Here is a 20,884-nt window from a genome sequence, read left to right as displayed (position 1 = left end):
TTGCAGTATTAATATAATTGTGGTATACTTCATATATAAGTTCGAATAATGATTCGGAGTGAGCAATTTCTGCTCACTCTTTTTATTACGGAGGAAAGTACTTGGCGAAAGTTAAAGATTTTGTTCTTGCAGAGATTAAGCCAATTATTGCGTCGCGCAACGACGAATTGGTGGATATTGAATACGTAAAGGAAAAGGGGCAGGACTATTTAAGGATATACGTAGACCGTGAAAACGGGATTGATATGGATGAGATTGCGGGTTTAAGCGAATTGATTTCGACCAAGCTCGACGAAATCGAACCGGATCCGTTTCCGACCCCCTACGTTCTTGAGGTTTCCTCGCCCGGTGTCGAACGCCCGGTTAAGACCGCGAAGGATTGGCAGAAGGCGCTGAACAATTACGTTCACGTCGGCCTTTACCAAAAAGTTGCGGGTGAAAAGGAATTCGAGGGGACGCTCAAAGCGTACGACGAAGACGAAATTTCGTTGGAAATCAAGATCAAAACAAGGCGGAAGGTAATAACTATTCCCCGTAAACTGGTTGCAAACATTCGTTTTGCAATTGAATTTTAGAAAGGCCGATTAAAAGTTATGTCGAAAGAAATGCTAGAGGCGTTTGCGACTTTAGAAGAAACTAAGGGTATCAAGCAAGATGTGATCGTAGAAGCGATTGAGGCTGCACTTATTGCTGCTTATAAAAAGAATTACAACCAGGCAACGAACGTTGTGGTTGAATTCGACGAACGCAGGGGCAACTTCAAGATGATGAGCGAAAAGGTTGTCGTCGAGGAGGTCCACGATGACCGCTTGGAAATAAGCCTGAAGGATGCTCTTGCCATCAACAAGGCTTACGAGCTGGGCGACAAGATCCGCTTTGACGTGGCACCGAAGAATTTTGGGCGCATTGCCGCCCAGACCGCCAAGCAGGTCATCATGCAGCACTTGCGGGAAGCAGAACGGAATCATATTATCGATGAATATTCGCAATATGAGGACGAACTGATTACCGGGACGGTTGAGAGGCGCGATAATCGCTTCGTTTATGTTAAAATTGGTAATGTTGAAGCGGTAATGCCGCGTAATGACCAGATGCCGCACGAAAACTACAACCCGCAGGACCAAATCCGCGTGATTGTGACGCACGTTGGTTCTGACGCCAAGGGTGCGCAGATCACGGTGTCACGAACCGCCCCGGACATGGTTAAGCGCCTGTTTGAGCAGGAAGTGCCGGAGATTTACGACGGGACGGTCGAGATCGTCTCAATCGCACGCGAGGCCGGTGACCGGACGAAGATTGCGGTTAAGTCAAACGACCCGAACATTGATCCGGTCGGTACTTGTGTGGGTCAACGCGGTGCGCGCGTGCAGAATGTGGTCAACGAACTTGACGGCGAAAACATCGACGTTGTTAAATATGAAGAAGACCCGTCGGACTTCATTGCCAATGCGCTCAATCCCGCAGAGGTCATTGCCGTTCAGTTCGGTGACGAGGAGGACGAAAAGAGTGCCCTGGTGATTGTTCCGGATTACCAGCTGTCGCTGGCGATCGGCAAGAAGGGCCAGAATGTTCGTCTGGCGGCGCGCCTGACCGGCTACAAGATTGATATCAGGCCGGAGTCTGAAGTTGAATTTGTTAACGAGGGCGCCGATGAAGCCGATGAGGAAAATGAAGAGGCCATTCAGAGCGCGGAAATAGACGCGGAAACCGCTGCGGATGATTCGAATGAGTCTTCTGTGGAAGAGGAAGATTCGGACCTGGTCGCTGAAGAAAACGGAGAAGCTGCTGGCGATGATGCTGCGGCCGAAGCGGAAGATGTTGGGAGTACCGACGGTGAAGAGACAGTTGAATAGCGTAAGCACTGACGAAGAATGTGGCAAGGGGTGAGTTCTTTTGAAAAAAAGAAAAATTCCAATGCGGAAAGACCTGTTGACTGATACCATGCAGCCGAAGAAGGAATTGGTTCGCATTGTGGTCGACAAGGAAAAGAATGTTGCCGTTGATTCTACGGGCAAAAAGCCCGGGCGCGGCGCATATGTTTCACTTGACCCGGACAAAATAAAGCAGGCCCAGAAAAAAGGCGTGCTTGAACGGAGCCTGGGCGCAAATATCCCCGCAAGTTTTTACGAGGAATTATATGCCTACGTCGACCATCAAAAGGCAAGGAAAGAATTATTTGGTGATAAATAGATTTGCAAAATAGACAGAAAGCTTTGAATCTGCTGGGACTTGCCCAGCGGGCCGGGAAGCTGGTTACGGGGCTTGAGACGGTCCTTATCGGCCTCAAGGCACAAAAAGTTAAGGTAGTTGTTTTGGCTAATGACAGTCACGCGGATACACGTGAAAAAGTCGCAAGAGTTGCTGAGCAGAATGATATTACGGTCATTTCCGCCTTTAGCGGCAGCGAAATTTCGCATGCAGTTGGCAAAAAGCGCAAGGTGTTGGGTATTACCGATGCCGGCTTTTGCAAAGCATTAGTACAAAAGGTTAATGAAGGAGTGTGATTGGATGGCTAAGAAAAGAATTTATGAAATCGCAAAAGAGTTAGGCATCGAAAATAAAGTTGTGGTCACCAAGGCGAAAGATCTTGGGTTCGATGTTAAGAACCATATGTCATCACTAGAAGATTCACAAGTGAATCAGCTAAAGGGAAGTTTTAGCAGCCCCGCTCCTGCCCAAAAACAAGAAAGTTCCGCAAAAAAAGGCGGAAAAATCAAAATTTCCGTCAACTCAATCCGGAAAAACGAGAAAAAGCGGGAGGATGCTTCCGGCAGCAAAAATAACGGTCGCCGCAGGAACCGGCGCATAAACAACCGCTCGCAGAGCCAGGACCATTCGGGCCGCCGCGCTAACCAAGGTTCACGAAAGAGTACGCCCAAGCCGGCTACGCAAGACTTGCTTAAGCAGTTGAAGCAGAAGCAGCGCGTTGAAGAACATACGGCGATTCGTCAGGCTGAAGTGCCCGCCAAGAACTTAAGCAAGGATGTGGCAAAACCTCAAGCCGGCAAAGAAGCGGAGAACGTTAAAAAAGCACCCGCACCAAATACCGTTAAGAAGGTTGCCAGGACTGAAAGCACAGCCTCCCAAGTGGCCGGTCCCAAGATTATCAAGCCGTCACCGGCCCGGTTGAAGCAGAACCAGGGCTCGACTGCTGCGCACACGGGCAAGCCACAGGGCGTGAAAGCTGCGGGCGGACCTGAACCGGCTAAGGAAGAAAAACGCCGGGGCAACGGCTATACCCGCAATTCGGGCAAGCCTGGCCGCAAGGGCAGAAACCAAACGTATGGCGGCAACAATAATTATCCCAAGCGCAAGCGGAAGAACAAGAAGCATCAATTTGAGCAGGCTCCTAAGAAGCAGCCAACACAGAGAAAAGAGCGTCCGTTGCCAGAGACCCTGGTTTATGAAGTGGGGATGAACGCGCAGGACCTCGGCAAGCTGCTGCACCGTGAACCGGCTGAAATCGTTAAGAAACTCTTCATGCTGGGCGTGATGACGAACCAGAACCAATCGCTGGACAAGGATGCGATTGAACTGATTGCGGCGGAATACGGCATCAATGCTGAAGAAAAGGTCCACGAGGACCTGTCCGACATTGACAACCTGTACGACAAGCGCATGGGAGCCTCAAAGGAATCCAAGAAGCAGGTTAAGCGGCCACCAGTGGTCACGATTATGGGTCACGTCGACCACGGTAAGACCACGCTGCTTGACCGTCTGCGTCACACGCACGTTTCGGCCCACGAAGCCGGCGGTATCACGCAGAAGATTGGTGCCTACCAGGTTAGAATCGACAACAAGCCGATCACCTTTTTGGATACGCCGGGTCACGCCGCGTTCTCAAACATGCGTGAGCGTGGAGCTGAGATCACGGATATTGTTGTCCTGGTTGTTGCTGCTGATGACGGGGTCATGCCTCAAACAATTGAAGCTATTGACCACGCCAAAAGTGCGCACGTTCCAATCATTGTTGCGATTAACAAGATGGATGTTCCTGGTGCCAACCCGGAACACGTCACCGAGCAGCTGATGAAGTATAACCTTATCCCGGAAAATTACGGTGGCGACACGATTTTTGTCAATATCTCCGCTAAGACGGGCGAAAATGTTGACGAGCTGCTGCAGATGATTCTGCTGCAGGCCGACGTGATGGAACTCAGGGCTGACCCTGAACAAAAGGCAATCGGTACTGTTATTGAGGCCCGTCTGTCAAGGGGACGTGGTCCCGTTGCCGACCTGCTAATTCAGCAGGGCACGCTGCATACCGGTGATCCGATTGTTGTCGGCAACCGCTTCGGGCGCGTCCGGGTCATGACCAACGACCGCGGTCGCCAGATTGAGAAGGCGACGCCATCGATGCCGGTTGAAATCACCGGATTGAACGATGTTCCGGAGTCGGCCGACAAGCTCGTTGTCTTCGACGACGAGAAGACCGCCCGTACCATCGGTGAGCAAAGAGCCGAACAGGCCCTCGTGCACGCGCGTGAGAACGTTCAGCACGTTACCTTGGACAACCTGTTTGACACGATGAAGAAGGAAAACATGAAGGAAGTCGACATCGTTTTGAAGGCTGACGTCCAGGGCTCTGTCGAAGCACTGCAGCAATCGCTTGAAAAGATTGAGGTTGAGGGCGTGCGGGTCAACATCGTCCACGCCGGTGTCGGTGCGGTTAATGATTCGGACGTCACCCTTGCTGGGGCCTCTAATGGTTTCATCATCGGATTCAACGTTCGTCCAACCGCAACGGCCAGGTCACAGGCCGAGTCCGACGGCGTCGACATCCGCCTCTACAGCATTATTTACAAGGCCATCGACGACGTTAAGGCCGCCATGCAGGGGATGCTCGAGCCTACTTATGAAGATAAGGTTGTTGGCAACATGACCGTCCGTGAAACCTGGAAGGTTTCAAAGGTCGGAACGATTGCCGGTGCCTTCGTTGACTCTGGCTACGTTTCCCGTGATTCGGAAGTCAACCTCATCCGCGATGGCGTCGTGATTTACACCGGCAAGGTGGCTTCACTCAAGCGCTTCAAGGACGACGTCAAGATGGTTAAGCAGGGCTTGGACTGTGGGCTGACGATTGAAGGCTACAATGATATCAAGATTGGCGACGAACTCGAAGCCGTTGAAAAGCAGGAAGTTCAGCCTAAGTAGTTTTGCTAGGAGGAAACGATGAAGCACAGAATAGGTCGTGTTGAAGGAGAGATCCTCCGTGAACTGACTAAGATTTTGCGGAAGAATATTCGTGATCCACGCGTTGATGACGTCACAATCACGGCGGTTGAATGTACCAATGACTTGTCTTATGCGACCATTTATTACAGCATTCTTTCCGAAGATCCGCAAAAAGAAGAGGAAACCGCTGCTGGTTTGGAAAAAGCCAAGGGAATGATGCGCCACCTGCTGGGACAGGTTTTGACCGTCTACAAGGTTCCCGAGCTGATTTTCAAGCGCGATAACTCAGTCAAATATGGTAGTAAAATTGATCGCTTGATTGCTGACCTCAAGAAGCAGGACACGGAGCGAAACAATTAGTTAAAGCGCCAAACGGCGCTTTTTTAGTCGGCGGGGGCAATGATGATAAACGGAATTTTAGTAATCGATAAGGACAAGGGCATGACGAGCAGCGACGTCGTATACAAACTGCGGCGTGCACTGCACATTAAAAAAATTGGCCATGCAGGGACACTTGACCCTGATGTGACGGGCGTCTTGCCGATTGCAATCGGGCAGGCGACTAAACTGATCGAGCTTATGCACACGCGTAACAAGAAGTACGAGGGCACAGGCGTCCTGGGACTAGCAACCGACAGCTACGACCTGAGCGGCAAGGTGCTGGCGAAAGAGGAAATAACGGACCTAATTAGTGCCAGCACGATTCAGACGGCCATGCAGGCCTTTACCGGCTCCATCGTACAGGTCCCGCCAATATATTCGGCCGTGCGGGTCAACGGCAAACACTTGTATGAGTATGCCCGGGCTGGGATCGCGGTTGAACGGCCGCAAAGGACCGTGCGGGTTTTTTCTTATGATTTAAGCGGGAACCCCACGTTGGATCGGCAGGAATGCCGGGAAACCTTTGGCTTTAAGATCGAGTGCAGCAAGGGCACCTATGTGCGCTCGCTTGTTAACGATCTGGGTGCAAAATTAGGCGTGCCAGCCGTTATGGCCAGCCTGAGGCGCACGGCGAGTGCCGGCTTTGATGTTCACCAGGCGGTCAAGCTGGATGAAATTGTCAGCGATCCGAGCAGGGCGGCTGCTCTTATTCAGCCCATCGATGCCTTTTTTGCGGATTACCCGCAGGTGGACCTACCGGAAAACCAGTGGCTCAAGGTGCAAAATGGGGCGGCAATCTCCCTGGAAACAAATGCAAAATGGGTTGCATTACGGTACAATAAAAGGGTTAAGGCAATATATCAAAAAGATGATACCCAGTATCGCCCCTATTTAATGCTTTTACAAAATAATTAGGTGAAATGAAGGCTTTATCGTGCAAATTATCCATTTAACTTATCCGGTAGAAGAAAACTTAATCCCGGACAAAACCGTTTTGGCCCTCGGCTTTTTTGACGGCGTTCACCGCGGCCACCAGCAGCTGATTAAGCTGGCCCAAATGGCGGCGAGAAAAAGCAGCCTGCCGCTGATGGTAATGACCTTTGACCGGCACCCTAAAGAGGTGTACCAGAATGCCGACGTGTCCTACATTGACAGCCTGCCAGAAAAGGCCTACAAAATGCGTGCGCTGGGGGTAGACTACCTGCTGGTGATGCACTTTAACGACCGTTTCAGCAGGCTGACCGCGCAGGAATTTGTCGATGAGATCATCATCAAGCTCCACGCAGACACCGTTGTGGCGGGCTTTGACTATACGTACGGACCGCGGGACGTTGCCAACATGACCAACTTTCCGCGCTTTGCCCGCGGCCGCTTTAAGATTATTGATGTTCCGAAACAGTCTTATGAGGGGCAGAAAATCGGTTCGACCGAAATTAAAAAGGCAATTAGTGCGGGCAACATGGCGCTGGCGGCAGAACTTCTGGGTGAACCCTACGTGATGTCGGGCACCGTCGGGCACGGCTTGCGCAACGGCCACAAGTTGGGCTATCCGACCGCAAATCTGGTCTGGAGCGAGAACAAGGTCGTGCCCAAGGTCGGGGTTTACGCCACGAGAACCAAGATTGGCGGCAGGTGGTACGACTCGATGACCAGCGTGGGCTACAACGTTACCATTCACAATGGCAAAAAAATCTACATTGAATCAAACCTCTTTGGCTTTGATGAAGAGGCATACGATCAAGAAATGATTATCAAGTGGTACAAGTATACCCGCGGCGAGATTAAGTTTGCGGGCCTGGCTGAATTAAAAAAACGGATGGCGCAGGACGAGGCCGAGATCAAGGACTACTTTGCCCGGCAGAAATAGTTTTTTATGTGCAGCGCGGGTTAATTTTATTGCAAAAAAATTAGCACTCAACTTGACATTCTGCTAAATGCTAGTATCATAATAGTTGTTAGCACCTAACAGCAATGAGTGCTAAAAGTGAGGGCGATACTTATGTTGACCGAACGTCAAGAACTAATTTTAAAAACAATTATTAATGATTTTACGCAGACCAATGATCCAGTCGGCTCCAAGACCGTGATGAAGCAGTTGCCGATTAAGGTTTCAAGCGCAACCGTCCGCAATGAGATGGCTGTTTTGGAAGACAAGGGACTGATTGAGAAGACCCACTTGTCGAGTGGGCGCGTGCCGTCAACGGACGGTTACCGCTATTACCTCGATAACCTGGTTGAACCCCTACAGATTCCGTCATCCGTCTACCAGCGAATCGTGAACCAGCTAGACCAGCCGTTTCACCAGGTAAATGAAATTGTGCAGGAGGCAGCCAAGATTCTGTCAGACTTGACCAACTATACGGCCTTTGCGGAGGGACCGGAAAGCAGCAACTTGACCATCACGGGCTTCCGCATTGTCCCGCTGTTTAGCCGGCAGATTATGGCGATTCTGGTGACAAGTGACGGCAATGTCCATAACCAGGTCTACAGTCTGCCGCACAACGTTCACGGCGATGAGGTTGAGAAGGCTGTCCGAATGATTAACGACGAGTTGGTGGGCAAAACGCTCAGCAAGGTAACGCCGGCACTGCTTAACCGCGGCCTGGGCAAGAAGCTCAGCAGTCATCACGCGGGCGAGCTGCTTGATCTGGTTGAGGACGTGATTAACGATGCTGCCAGCGAGCAGATGTACGTTGACGGACAGCTCAACCTATTGAATACCGCTTCAATGAGCGACGTCGCGAGCCTGCGGTCGCTGTATGAACTGATTGACCACAACGACTTGATCTCAAGTTTAATGGACCAACCTAGCGGCACAAGCATCGGCCATTATCCGGTTCAGGTTAGCCTGGGTTCGGAATTGTCCAATGACTTGCTGAAGGATTACAGTCTGCTAACGGCAGAATACAGCGTTGGCTCGCACGGCAAGGGCGTGATCGCGCTGCTCGGCCCGAACAATATGCCGTATTCGCAGGTGATTGGCCTTCTGGAATATTTCAGAAACGAATTGGCCAAGAAGCTGCTGGAGTATTACGGTCGGTTTAAATAAAGGAGGTTAGCCGTGAGTAAGGAAAAATTTCCTAAAGAAAAAAAACTAAAGAAGGATAAAACCGAATCTTCTGAAGCGGCATCCAAGAAAAAAGATGCAGGCAAAAATGAATCAGCTGCCGGAGCAAATTCCGGCAAGCAGAAAGACGCAGGGGATCAGAAAGAAGACTCTGCCGCTAAGCTGGCTGCACTACAGGCTGACAACCGGGACCTCGAAGACAAGTTCCTGCGCAGTCAAGCTGAGATGCAAAATATGCAAAACCGTTATAACAATGAACGCGCGCAGCTGATCAAGTATGAATCGCAGTCTTTGGCAAAGGATATTTTGCCCGCAATGGACAACTTGGAGCGCGCACTGGCCACTAAGGTCGATGACGAAGCCTCAAAGCAGCTCAAGAAGGGGGTTCAGATGACGCTCGACGCACTTGTCAAAGCCATGAAGGACCACGGAATCAGCGAGATTGAAGCGGAAGGCGTCAAGTTTGATCCGACGCTGCACCAGGCCGTGCAAACGGTTGGGGCTGAGAATGATGATCAAAAGGATCACGTTGTCCAGGTCCTGCAAAAGGGCTACCGTTATAAGGATCGTACTTTAAGACCAGCAATGGTCGTTGTTGCACAGTAAGTGAAAGGAAGTTAAACAATGTCAAAAGTTATCGGAATTGACCTCGGAACTACCAACTCAGCAGTTGCTGTTCTGGAAGGAAAAGAACCTAAAATTATTACCAATCCGGAAGGAAATCGGACTACTCCGTCAGTAGTTGCTTTTAAAGATGGCGAAATTCAGGTTGGTGAAGTTGCCAAGCGGCAAGCAATCACTAATCCGAACACGATTTCATCAATCAAGCGCCACATGGGCGAGACCGATTACAAGGTTAAGTTTGGTGATAAGACCTACACGCCGCAAGAAATTTCAGCGATGATCCTGCAGTACATCAAGAAATTTGCTGAGGACTACCTGGGCGAAAAGGTCACTGAGGCAGTAATTACGGTTCCCGCTTACTTCAACGATGCGCAACGTCAGGCCACCAAGGATGCCGGCAAGATTGCGGGCCTGGAAGTTAAACGGATCATCAACGAGCCGACTGCTTCTTCACTGGCCTATGGTCTTGACAAGGATGCCGAAGATGAAAAAGTTCTGGTCTATGACCTCGGCGGCGGCACCTTCGATGTTTCTGTTTTGCAGTTGGGCGATGGGGTCTTCCAAGTTTTATCTACCAACGGTGATACGCACCTTGGCGGTGATGACTTTGATGACAAGATTATTGCCTGGCTGGTCAAGAACTTCAAGGATGAAAACAGCGTTGATTTATCCAAGGACAAGATGGCAATGCAGCGGTTGAAGGATGCCGCTGAAAAGGCCAAGAAGGACTTGTCTGGCGTGTCGTCGACTCATATTTCACTTCCGTTTATTTCTGCTGGCGAAGCAGGACCGCTGCACCTAGAAGCAGACTTAACGCGGGCCAAGTTTGAGGAATTGACGGCTGACTTAGTCGACAAGACCAAGATTCCATTTGACAATGCGCTAAAAGATGCCGACCTCACCGTTAATGACATTGACAAGGTGATTTTAAATGGTGGTTCAACCCGTATTCCAGCGGTGCAAGAAGCGGTTAAGAAGTGGGCTGGCAAGGAGCCTGACCACTCTATCAACCCTGATGAAGCCGTTGCGTTAGGTGCGGCAATCCAGGGCGGCGTTATCTCCGGCGACGTTAAAGACGTTGTTCTGCTCGATGTTACGCCCCTTTCCCTGGGGATTGAAACCATGGGCGGCGTCTTCACCAAGTTAATCGAAAAGAACACGACCATTCCAACCTCTAAGAGTCAAATCTTCTCGACCGCGGCCGACAACCAGCCCGCCGTTGACGTGCACGTTTTGCAGGGTGAACGCCCAATGGCAGCAGACGACAAGACGCTGGGCCGCTTTGAACTGACGGATATTCCTGCTGCTCCACGCGGCGTCCCGCAAATTCAGGTTACCTTCGATATTGATAAGAACGGTATCGTCAACGTTTCTGCCAAGGACATGGGGACAGGCAAGGAACAGAAGATCACGATCAAGAGTTCATCCGGTTTGTCTGATGAAGAAATTCAGAAGATGCAAAAAGAGGCCGAAGAACACGCCGAAGAGGACAAGAAGAAGAAGGAAGAAGTCGACTTGCGCAATGAAGTTGACCAGTTAATCTTTTCGACGGAAAAAACGCTCAAGGACGTTAAGGGCAAGGTATCGGAAGATGATACCAAGAAGGTTCAAGAAGCCCTTGACGCTTTGAAGAAGGCGCAAAAGGACAACAACTTGGACGAAATGAAGACCAAGAAGGATGAATTGTCTAAGGTTGCCCAGGACCTAGCCGTCAAGCTATACCAGGCAAATGGTGGCGCTCAAGGTGCCCAGGGTCAAGGCGGACCGCAGGCAGGTCCCCAGAAACCGGGCACCGAAGGCGGCGATGCAAACAATGGTGCGGCTGGCGACGGTGAGTTCCATAAGGTAGACCCAGATAAGCAATAGGTTTATAATTGAATAAATCAGAAAAGAACTGCCGCAAAGTAGTTCTTTTCTTTTGGAAAGTAAGGAGCTTTTAGATGGCACAGGAAGATTATTATGGTGTGCTCGGTGTTGATCGCAATGCCAGTGATAAAGAAATTAACTCTGCTTACCGTAAATTAGCAAAAAAATACCACCCAGACATCAACCATGAACCGGGTGCTGAAGAAAAGTACAAAAAAATCAATGAGGCCTATGAAGTGCTCCATGACCAAAAGAAGCGGGCCCAGTATGACCAATTTGGTGCAGCCGGTGTTAACGGCCAGGGCTTTGGCGGAGGCGGCCAGGGCTATAGCGATTTTGGCGGTTTCGGCGACTTCGGCGACATCTTCAACGACTTCTTCGGTGGTGCAGCAGGCGGCGCACAGCGCCGGGCTAATCCAACTGCCCCAACGCGCGGGCAGGACCTTGACTATACCTTGACAATTGAATTTATGGATGCCATTAATGGCAAAAAAACTCAGATTTCATATACGCGCAGCGAAACCTGTCCGACGTGTGGCGGCAACGGTGCCGAAAAGGGCACGCACCCAATCACCTGTGACAAGTGCAACGGCACGGGCTACATGACGGTTACCCAGCAGTCGCTGATTGGCGTTGTCCGCCGGCAGACCGTCTGCGACAAGTGTCATGGTCGCGGCGTTATCATTGAACACCCGTGCCAGACCTGCCACGGCGACGGCGTAGTTCAAGGCAAGAACACGATCGAGGTTAATATCCCAGCTGGTATTGATAATGGTCAGCAGCTGCGCTACGAGGGTCAGGGCGAGGCCGGCAAGAATGGTGGTCCTTACGGTGACTTGTATATTAGTTATCGCATCAAGCCGTCAAAGGACTTTGAGCGCAGCGGGACAACGATCTATACTACTGTGCCGATCTCCTTTGCCCAGGCCACGCTGGGGGATGAAATCATGGTTAAGACGGTGCACGGCGAGCAGAAGCTGAAGATCCCCGCCGGCACCCAGCCCAACAAGAAGTTTACCCTGCACGGCGAGGGCGTACCCTATATACGTGGCAACGGCTCTGGCGACCAGATAACAACCGTTGACGTCCAGATACCGAAGTCCATCAACGAGGAGCAAAAGAAAGCCCTGGTCGACTTTGTCAAGGCCGGTGGCGGTTCGATTTCGCCGCAGGAAAAGGGTTTCTTTGAACGACTGAAGGAAAAGCTGCAGTAATTAAGCAAAAGAACTAGCTCTTAACAATTATTCGGAGCTAGTTCTTTTTTTGGATAAGCGCTTGGGTGAGAACGATAAGAAACAGCCAATTTAATTTTATCCATGATGTGAGTTTGTTATAATGGAATGTAATTAGCAGAGGGTGCAAATAATTTATGGACATTAAAAAACTACAAGACTACCAAAAACATATCCGCAACTTTTCCATCGTGGCCCACATTGACCACGGCAAGTCGACGATTGCTGACCGGATTCTGGAACTGACCGATACGGTTTCGGAACGCCAGCTCAAGAACCAAATGCTGGATGACATGCCGCTTGAGCGTCAGCGCGGGATCACGATCAAGATGAACTCAGTTGAGATCAAGTACCATGCCCAGGATGGCGAGGACTACATTTTTCACCTGATCGACACGCCGGGACACGTGGATTTTTCCTACGAAGTTTCACGTTCGCTTGCGGCCTGTGAGGGCGCGCTCCTCGTGGTTGATGCTTCGCAGGGCGTTCAGGCCCAAACACTGGCCAACACTTATTTAGCGATTGACAACGACCTGGAGATCCTGCCCGTAATCAACAAGATCGACCTGCCGTCGGCGGACCCGGAGAAAGCCAAGGAAGAAATTACGGAGATGCTGGGAATAGACGCCACGGACGCGGCAGAGGTTTCCGGCAAGACGGGCCAGGGCATTGCCGAACTGCTGGAATACATCGTCAAAAACGTGCCGGCACCACGCGGCGACCTGGAGGCGCCCCTGAAGGCCCTGATCTTTGATTCCAAGTACGATGACTACCGCGGGGTTGTTCTGTCCGTGCGGATCGAAGACGGCACGGTTAGGCCCGGTGACCGCATTCGCATCATGAACACGGGCAAGGACTACGAGGTAACCGAGGTTGGCGTTCTGAGCCCGCAAACGGTGAAAAAGGATATCCTCATTGCCGGAGACGTGGGCTACGTTACGGCCAACATCAAGTCTGTGCGGGAAACGCGGGTCGGTGACACGATTACTGCGGCTGCGAATCCGACGGCTGAGCCGCTGCCGGGCTACCGTCAGATTCCACCGATGGTATACTCGGGGATGTATCCGGTCGATAATTCCAAGTACGATGATTTGAAAGAAGCCCTGCAAAAATTGCAGCTGAACGACGCTGCACTGGAGTTTGAACCGGAGACGTCAACGGCCCTGGGCTTTGGCTTCCGCTGCGGTTTTTTGGGACTGCTGCACATGGACGTGGTTCAGGAGCGCTTGGAGCAGGAATTTGACCTTGACCTGATTATGACGGCACCGTCAGTTGACTACCATGCGATCATGAACGACGGCTCGACCAATGTAATCGATAATCCGTCTGACCTGCCCACGGCGGGCGAGTACAAGGAGGTCCAAGAGCCTTACGTCAAGGCCGAGGTGATGGTTCCAAACGACTTCGTTGGTCCGGTGATGGAACTGTGCCAGCGTAAGCGCGGCGAGTTTGTCACGATGGATTACCTGGACAAGTACCGCGTTAACGTCATTTATGACATGCCACTGGCCGAAATCATCTATGACTTTTTCGATGACCTCAAGTCCTCGACCAAGGGCTACGCATCGCTTGACTACGAGATTACCGGCTACCGTGCGACCGACCTGGTCAAAATCGATATCCTCTTGAACAAGCAGGCAATCGATGCCCTAAGCTTCATTGCCCACCGCGATGAGGCGCAGAAACGCGCACGGCAAATGACGTCGATGCTCAAGAAGCTGATACCGCGGCAGAACTTCGAGGTCGACATTCAAGGCGCAATTGGGGCCAAAATTATTTCGCGGGCAACGGTCAAACCCTACCGCAAGGACGTTACGTGGAAGATTCATACGGGGGACCCCGACCGGCGCGCAAAGCTGCTTGAAAAGCAGAAACGGGGCAAAAAAAGGATGAAGGCGGTCGGTCGCGTCGAAGTTCCACAGGATGCTTTCATGGCCGTTTTGAAGATGAACGATGATGACCTCAATGCGAACTAGGGGATGTTATTTTGAAGCTGCAAAGTTTAGAAAAGGGTTTTAACTATTAGATGATTGAATGGAAAAAGCGCACTAGCAGTGCGCTAGCACCCGAACTGGCCGCTGAATACCAACTTAGCCCGCTTGCGGCTAAGTTGTTTTCTTTGCGCGGGATTGATACTCATGAAAAGCTCGACTTCTGGTTCAATGCCACGGAAAATGACCTGGCGGACCCCTTGCTGATGCATGACATGGCCAAGGCGGTAGAACGGATCAACAAGGCGATTGACAACGGCGAAAAAATCACCGTCTACGGTGACTACGATGCCGATGGAATCACGGCCACGACGATTATGGTTGAGACCCTAGGCATTTTAGGCGCGGATGTGCATTACTTTATTCCGGACCGCTTCCGTGACGGTTACGGCCCCAATATGGAGGCCTATAAGCGCATCGTGGCCGACGGGACCGGGCTGATTATCACCGTCGATAACGGCGTTACGGGTGTTAAGGAGGTTGCTTATGCTAATGGCCAAGGCGTGGACACAATCATTACCGACCACCATAAGATTCAAGAAGAGGTTCCCGACAGTTATGCGCTTGTGCACAGCAATTATCCGGGGCAGAAGTACCCCTTTGACGATTATTGCGGCGCGGGCGTAGCCTTCACGATTTGTCGGCAGCTGATGCAGGACCCGATGCCCGAGCTGCTTGAACTAGCAATGATTGGCACCATTGGGGATATGGTCAAGGTTTCGGGCGAGGGGCACGTCATCGTTAAGCGGGGCCTTGCAATGCTTAATCAGACCGAACGCCCCGGCCTGCGCGCTTTAATCAAGAACGCGGGGCTGACCATGGGCCAGATTAATGAGACCGACATTGGCTTCGATATTGCACCGCGGATGAATGCAGTCGGCCGTCTTGCCAATGCACAGCTAGTGGTCGAACTGCTTCTGTGTGACGATGAAGAAAAGGCACAGAAGATCGCCGATGAGGTTGAACAGCTTAACGAGAAACGTAAAGAGCTCACCAAGGAGGTCAACGAGGCCAGCCTGAGGCAAATTAAGGCTAACGGCTGGCAAGCTAAAAAAACGCTGGTAATCTACGATCCGACTTTTCACGAAGGCGTCCTGGGGCTGGTGGCCAACAGGGTTGCAGAACAGGTTCATAAGCCGGTTGTGGTCTTAACCAGGAATGATGCGGGCATTGTCAAGGGATCGGGCCGTTCTGTTCCCGGGTTCAACCTCTTCAATGCCCTTAATCCCCTGAAGGAAGACCTCTTGCTAAAGTTTGGCGGCCACGATTTTGCCTGCGGCCTCTCGATGAAAGAAGATAAGATCGATGCGTTTAGGGCAGCCTTTGAAGCCAGTTACCACGGTACGCACGGCAGGGTAACAAAGCACTATGACGCCGAGCTGCCGTTTGCTGATATAGGGCTTGATACAACCGCTGCAATCAAGCAGGTCGGGCCCTTTGGCACGGATAATGAGCAGCCCGTCTTTAGCATTACCCACCCGCAGGTCAGCAGCTGCTTCTACATGGGCAAAGACAAGAACCATATTAAGTTGACGATTACTAAAGGCAATGACAGTCTTGCTGTTGTTGGCTTCAATAAGAAGTACCTGACTAAGGCGCTTCTGCCATATATTGACCAGCTGTTCGTGCACCTGGAGGAAAACCGTTACCAGGGACGGGTCAAGCTGCAGGGCATGATGCAAGGGATGATTTTTGCAGCGCCGCAAACCAGTGCGTCAGTACCTGTCGTTGATTTGCGCCAAGAGAAGTACGTAATGGGGTTTGCGGACACGTACCTGCTGTTCGATGACAAAAACCGGTCACGAGCCGTCAACACGTTTGGGGTTGACCCAGAAAAAATCGCGCTGGTTAGCGAATATGATGGCAACGATGAAGTAGCAGTTTTGCTTGACGTACCGCGTAACCAGCGGGAACTTGATCTGGCCCTGCAGAACGGATACCGGCAGCTCTACCTGCGTTTTCTGATTGACCGGCTGCCCGTTCAAAGTCTGCCGGCCCAATCCCAGTTTGCCAAGGTTTTACGGTACGTTTACCTGCATAGGGGACTAGCAATCGAGGACTACCGCCCGGTGGCCGCCTTTTTGGGGATGGATTACAATAGTCTGCTCTTTATTATGCGCGTCTTCTTTGAATTAAAATTCATTAAGGTGGAACAGGGGAAGATTTTTGGCGTTTCTAACCCCGTAAAGCAGCCGCTTGCCTCATCGCGCTACTTTAAGGCAGCCCGCTCGCAAATTCACTTTGTGCAGGCGCTGCGACATGCGTCCAGCACCAAGCTGCTGGCCTACGTCGAACAGCAATTAAAACGGCATTAATTGCTGGGTGGTTAATGCTTTTAAGGTAAAAGTCTGTTAGAATAATTAGGTCAAAGAAGCTTTAGAAAGCAATTGAAGTTTTGGAGGTTTTTTCTTCTTATGGCAAACGATTTTGAGGAACACATTGCAAGTGTCGAAAATTTTCCTAATGAGGGCATCATTTTTCGCGATATTACGCCCATTCTGCAGGACGGAGAGCTATTCAGGACAGCTACACACAAGTTAGCGGCATACGCCAAGAGCAAGCAGGCAGACGTCATCGTTGGCCCTGAGGCGCGTGGCTTTATTGTTGGTTGTCCGGTTGCAACTGAATTAGGGATTGGGTTTGTACCAGCGAGAAAACCCCACAAGCTTCCGCGTGAAGTTGAACGTGCATCATACGATTTGGAATACGGTTCAAACAGCCTGGAGATGCACAAGGATGCAATCAAGCCGGGCCAACGGGTAGTCATCTGTGATGATCTGCTAGCCACGGCCGGTACCCTGCGCGCATGCAAGCAGCTGGTCGAGAACTTAGGCGGCAAGCTGGTTGGCGCTGCCTTCTACATTGAGCTCCCTGATCTAAAGGGTAAAGAAAAGCTGCCTGGACTTGACGTGTTTTCACTAACCCAATTCCACGGAGCATAGCTAAAGCACATCATCTTGCCCGGTTGGCAAAAGATGAGTGATAATTGCAAAAAGGGACCTAGGTCCCTTTTTTGCATATTAAAAATCTTGTCATATTGGTATTGCTGCCGGGTATCAGTATGAAAAATGCCCCAGTAGCAATAAACATCTCCTTGTAGCCCGGCTAGATAAAGTTAGTGGCCTTCACAAAACAGTTATTAGCGACAATGTAGTAGCGCTGTTTCTTGATTAAAACCGCATCACCATACGTTCTTACCTGGTGGTCGCTTTGCAGTATTTTCCGGCCGCGCCGCTTGTCGTAGCGGTTGTAGATGTAAGCATTGTGCTTCAATTCTCTGTTCTTGCCCTCGATGTTGCCCGCGGCGATATGCAATCCGTCAGGCAGCACATAATACGTCCGGTCGTTAATCGCCTTTTTAGTGTTCGTTGCCACAAAGGAGCCGGCTGCAACAATGGCTCGGTTGGCCCGCTGGCCTTGATCGTTGTACAGGTAAGCACTGTGCATGAGTCTCTTTTGAGACGTGCCATTAGGACCTGCCGCTCCTGCTTTGGCGCCGTTGCCAGTTTGTGCAAGCAGGACAAAATTAGCAGCCTTGATAAAGCGGTTAAAGCCAATAATGAAGTACTTACGTCCCCGAATTGTTACCGGGTCGCCATAGGTATTGATCTGTCTGCCTTTCCTCATGGCCCAAATTTGCTTGGTCCGGTTGCCGTACTGGTTATAGATGTTGGCGTTATGCTTCAGCCTTCTTTTGGTTGGATCCACATTACCGGCTGCTACGTAGTATTTCTTCTCATTGCCGGGACCGGCCAAAACGTAAAAGGCACGGCCGTTAATTGTCTGTTTGCCGTAACTTGCCAGGACCGACCCCGCTTTAAGCGTGACTTCATTTGCCCGGTTGCCTTGGGTATTATAAAGGTAGGCGTTGTGCAATAAAACTATCTGGTTAATCTTATCTGCGGCATCTGGTGCAGCATTGCTTGTGGTGGAAGGCGAACTAGCGGGATATGTTGTGCCTGTAATACTAGAATTGTCCGCTCCTTGCCAGTTATTGTTGCCTGAGCTGCTGGTATTTCCGTCTGAGCCAGAACTTTGGCCCGTGTTATTACCCTCACCGTCAGGTCCAATGATGGTGCCAGAGTCGCTCACACCGCTACCGCTTCCAGAACTATTTGAATCGCTGCCGGCATTCGAGTGCTCGGAATCGTTGCCGTCTTCTGAACTATTTGAATCGCTGCCGGTATTCGAATGATCGGGATCATTGCCGCTTTCTGAACTATTTGAATTGCTGTCGGCATTCGAGTGATCGGGATCGTTGCCGCTTTCTGAACTATTTGAATCGCTGCCGGTATTCGAGTGATCAGAATCGTTGTCGCTTTCGTAACCATTTGAATCGCTGCCGGTATTCGAATGATCGGGATCGCTGCCACTTTCAGAACCATTTGAATCACTGCCGCTACTGTCGTCTGAATCGCCAACCTCGCTGTCTCCTGCATCAGTCGGCTTATCGTCACTGCCTTTTGGCCTTTCTAGCGTATAAGTGCCGGCATCAGTTAAGCCGTTGTACTTTTGCATTAATTCCGTTGATGACCAGCCACTATCACCAGTAACTGCTGGGTGATCCTGATTGTACCAGTTAGCTTGAATGGTTATCCCAGTATTGGCTAGGTCATTGTGCTTGCCGAGAATCAGCTTGCCCAGCTTAAGGTTGTTATAAAACATAGAGGCTTTTTGGTCCGGGGCATTAAGCTGCTCCATGTGAAAGCTGCTAATATTTAATTCCTCAAGACCAACGCAGGTGGCGAATATTTCCCGCATGTTGGTCACTTTTCTGGTATCAAAATTGCTCAGGTCTAACTGTGTGAGCTTGGCACTGTTAGCAAACATTTCCCACATATTGGTAACATTATTCGTATTTAGTTGACTCAAATCTAAACTTTTTAAGCCTGTATTGGCAAACATTTGGCTCATGTCGCTGACTGCTGAAGTATCAAGCAGATTTAAGCCGGAAATCGCCTCAAGCTTTGTGAGATCATTGAACATGCTTGCCGCAGACCCACTAACCGTTAATTTGCCTGTCAGTTCGATGTTAACGATTTCCGAATAAAAACTATTTAAGGCTTCTTTAATTGGCTGCGGATTATAGATGGCAGCTGACGTGCCAGGGATTGTTAGTGTGCTCGTTTGTTTGTTAAACGTTACGGTTAGGCCGCCCCAAATTACGTGCTTGGTCACGGCTGCAGCAGATAAATTGCTCTTAGCCCATTTGTTTTGTCGTGCTTTAGTCGTAGTTAATAGGCTGGAAGTGGGGGAAGACTTGTTGTTGTTTACAGCTGAGGGGTTTAGTGCTGTTTTTGCGGCGACACTTTCTGGACTGGCAAGGGCAAACAGTCCAAGGGTGGCTGCGGTAATGCTACCAATTAAAAATTGGGTCTTTCTGGTTACAAAATTGCTTCGGATACTCATAATTCTTCATCCTTTCATTATAATATTGAGTAGTGGCAGTGATAATAAAGCATACAGTAGAAAATAGTTATACAATTATAGCTATTTGTATAGACTTTTTGTATACTTTTTCTCAAATTGGATTATACCAATTTAAGCTTGAAAGCGCTAGCAATTTGACCAAAAAAATAAATATTTTTTTGAATACCAGTTTTTTTAAAGGAAAAGCTGACCATACACGCGGTCATGAAACGTAATGTGGTGAGGATTACCTACCGCAAATTTCCGGCCGCAATGGTGCAGTAAAGGAGTGGCAAAGCAGCCTATCATCTACGCATGCTTTGCTTTTGTTTTTAATAAATTTAAAGTTTTTGGGATGCAACCAAATATTTTTACAATCCCGGCGGAAATATTTATAATAATACGGTATTTCAAAAAAGGAGTTAGGTAACTTGCAATTAAGAAAAGCAACAACGGCCGATTTTGACCGGATCATCACTATTTTAAAGGATGGCGCTAACCAATTAGCGGAAAGCGGCGTTAACCAGTGGCAAGGCGACTACCCCTCAACGGGCCAAATCGAAGAAGATATCGCACGGGGCTGGGCCTTTTTGGCCGAATCCGATGACCACGAAACCGTGGGTGCAATTGCAATTGTCGATGCGCCCGACCATTCATACGATAGCCTGAACGGCCAGTGGCTTATGGATACGGATAAGTACGTTGTTATCCACCGCGTGGCCATCCATTCGCAGCACGCGGGCAAGGGCTATGCCACCCAGCTGCTGAATTCCGTCATTAGTGACATCAAGGCCAAGCGCTCGGACGTGGACTCAATCCGGATTGATACGCACGAAGACAACAAGGCAATGCAGCATTTGATTACCAAGATGGGCTTCACGAAAGTGGGGACGCTGCACGGCGTGTACCGGCCTAGTGAAATTTCCTACGTCTATGAACTGGTAAAATAACAATATCGGATACAAAAAAAGGGCTGAACTCAATGGTGGGTTCAGCTCTTTTTTGTCTGATAAATTATCTATTTTTCATAATCGGTTGGTAGAAAGTAGAATTTATAGAATCTTAGGTATACAGGGATTTTATACGATAAATTAACTATCAAAAAATTAAAAGGGACACAAAAGGGACAAATTTATTTG

General features: G+C 50.0%; 17 protein-coding genes. 16 read left to right on the top strand and 1 reads right to left on the bottom strand.

Annotated elements, in window-relative coordinates; all coding sequences use genetic code 11:
• Positions 1 to 101: 101 nt before the first annotated feature.
• The 15 genes from rimP to AC2JF8_RS06610 all read left to right on the top strand — a co-directional run bounded on the left by rimP (position 102) and on the right by AC2JF8_RS06610 (position 17,278).
• A complete protein-coding gene (rimP, locus tag AC2JF8_RS06680) occupies positions 102 to 575 on the top strand; it encodes a ribosome maturation factor RimP (protein WP_500728926.1) in 474 nt (157 codons plus the stop codon).
• A gap of 18 nt (positions 576 to 593) precedes the next feature.
• Positions 594 to 1,853 carry a transcription termination factor NusA gene (gene nusA, locus AC2JF8_RS06675; RefSeq protein WP_500762253.1) on the top strand — a complete coding sequence of 420 codons (1,260 nt, stop codon included), beginning with the start codon at positions 594 to 596 and terminating at the stop codon, positions 1,851 to 1,853.
• A 40-nt stretch (positions 1,854 to 1,893) separates the two neighbouring features.
• A complete protein-coding gene (gene rnpM, locus AC2JF8_RS06670; RefSeq protein ID WP_500728924.1) occupies positions 1,894 to 2,190 on the top strand; it encodes an RNase P modulator RnpM in 297 nt (98 codons plus the stop codon).
• A 2-nt stretch (positions 2,191 to 2,192) separates the two neighbouring features.
• The gene (locus AC2JF8_RS06665) at positions 2,193 to 2,504 is read left to right on the top strand and encodes a L7Ae/L30e/S12e/Gadd45 family ribosomal protein (protein WP_500728923.1); all 312 of its coding nucleotides are present in this window, start codon (positions 2,193 to 2,195) and stop codon (positions 2,502 to 2,504) included.
• A 4-nt stretch (positions 2,505 to 2,508) separates the two neighbouring features.
• Positions 2,509 to 5,154, top strand: coding sequence for a translation initiation factor IF-2 (infB, locus tag AC2JF8_RS06660; protein ID WP_500762251.1), 2,646 nt, complete (start codon positions 2,509 to 2,511; stop codon positions 5,152 to 5,154).
• Positions 5,155 to 5,172: 18 nt separating this feature from the next.
• Positions 5,173 to 5,535 carry a ribosome-binding factor A gene (locus tag AC2JF8_RS06655; RefSeq protein ID WP_500728921.1) on the top strand — a complete coding sequence of 121 codons (363 nt, stop codon included), beginning with the start codon at positions 5,173 to 5,175 and terminating at the stop codon, positions 5,533 to 5,535.
• A 42-nt stretch (positions 5,536 to 5,577) separates the two neighbouring features.
• Positions 5,578 to 6,471, top strand: coding sequence for a tRNA pseudouridine(55) synthase TruB (gene truB / locus AC2JF8_RS06650; RefSeq protein ID WP_500762443.1), 894 nt, complete (start codon positions 5,578 to 5,580; stop codon positions 6,469 to 6,471).
• A gap of 19 nt (positions 6,472 to 6,490) precedes the next feature.
• The gene (gene ribF / locus AC2JF8_RS06645; protein WP_500728919.1) at positions 6,491 to 7,423 is read left to right on the top strand and encodes a riboflavin biosynthesis protein RibF; all 933 of its coding nucleotides are present in this window, start codon (positions 6,491 to 6,493) and stop codon (positions 7,421 to 7,423) included.
• A gap of 132 nt (positions 7,424 to 7,555) precedes the next feature.
• Positions 7,556 to 8,605: a heat-inducible transcriptional repressor HrcA gene (gene hrcA / locus AC2JF8_RS06640; protein ID WP_500728917.1), complete on the top strand. Its 1,050-nt coding sequence runs from the start codon at positions 7,556 to 7,558 to the stop codon at positions 8,603 to 8,605.
• Between the two features lie 12 nt (positions 8,606 to 8,617).
• Complete coding sequence (gene grpE, locus AC2JF8_RS06635; RefSeq protein WP_500762250.1) at positions 8,618 to 9,229, top strand: nucleotide exchange factor GrpE; 612 nt, start codon at positions 8,618 to 8,620, stop codon at positions 9,227 to 9,229.
• Between the two features lie 18 nt (positions 9,230 to 9,247).
• Positions 9,248 to 11,113: a molecular chaperone DnaK gene (gene dnaK, locus AC2JF8_RS06630; RefSeq protein WP_500728913.1), complete on the top strand. Its 1,866-nt coding sequence runs from the start codon at positions 9,248 to 9,250 to the stop codon at positions 11,111 to 11,113.
• Between the two features lie 74 nt (positions 11,114 to 11,187).
• On the top strand, positions 11,188 to 12,327 hold the full coding sequence (gene dnaJ, locus AC2JF8_RS06625) for a molecular chaperone DnaJ (protein ID WP_500762248.1): 1,140 nt from the start codon (positions 11,188 to 11,190) through the stop codon (positions 12,325 to 12,327).
• 155 nt (positions 12,328 to 12,482) lie between these two features.
• Positions 12,483 to 14,321, top strand: coding sequence for a translation elongation factor 4 (gene lepA, locus AC2JF8_RS06620; protein ID WP_500728911.1), 1,839 nt, complete (start codon positions 12,483 to 12,485; stop codon positions 14,319 to 14,321).
• Between the two features lie 53 nt (positions 14,322 to 14,374).
• Entirely contained in the window at positions 14,375 to 16,651 is a 2,277-nt protein-coding gene (gene recJ, locus AC2JF8_RS06615; protein WP_500762441.1) for a single-stranded-DNA-specific exonuclease RecJ, read from the top strand.
• Between the two features lie 99 nt (positions 16,652 to 16,750).
• Positions 16,751 to 17,278 carry an adenine phosphoribosyltransferase gene (locus AC2JF8_RS06610; protein ID WP_500728910.1) on the top strand — a complete coding sequence of 176 codons (528 nt, stop codon included), beginning with the start codon at positions 16,751 to 16,753 and terminating at the stop codon, positions 17,276 to 17,278.
• Positions 17,279 to 17,441: 163 nt separating this feature from the next.
• On the opposite strand, the gene AC2JF8_RS06605 is transcribed toward AC2JF8_RS06610, so the two are convergent.
• A complete protein-coding gene (locus AC2JF8_RS06605; RefSeq protein ID WP_500762246.1) occupies positions 17,442 to 19,745 on the bottom strand; it encodes an SLAP domain-containing protein in 2,304 nt (767 codons plus the stop codon).
• A 431-nt stretch (positions 19,746 to 20,176) separates the two neighbouring features.
• On the opposite strand from AC2JF8_RS06605, the gene AC2JF8_RS06600 reads away from it, so the two are divergent.
• Positions 20,177 to 20,695, top strand: a complete 519-nt coding sequence (locus AC2JF8_RS06600; RefSeq protein WP_500728907.1) for a GNAT family N-acetyltransferase — start codon at positions 20,177 to 20,179, stop codon at positions 20,693 to 20,695.
• The last annotated feature ends 189 nt before the right edge of the window (positions 20,696 to 20,884 follow it).

The organism is Lactobacillus sp. CA30L, assembly GCF_059900845.1.
The sequence above is the reverse complement of the archived record's forward strand: the minus strand, read 5'-3'. Positions and strand labels throughout refer to the sequence as shown.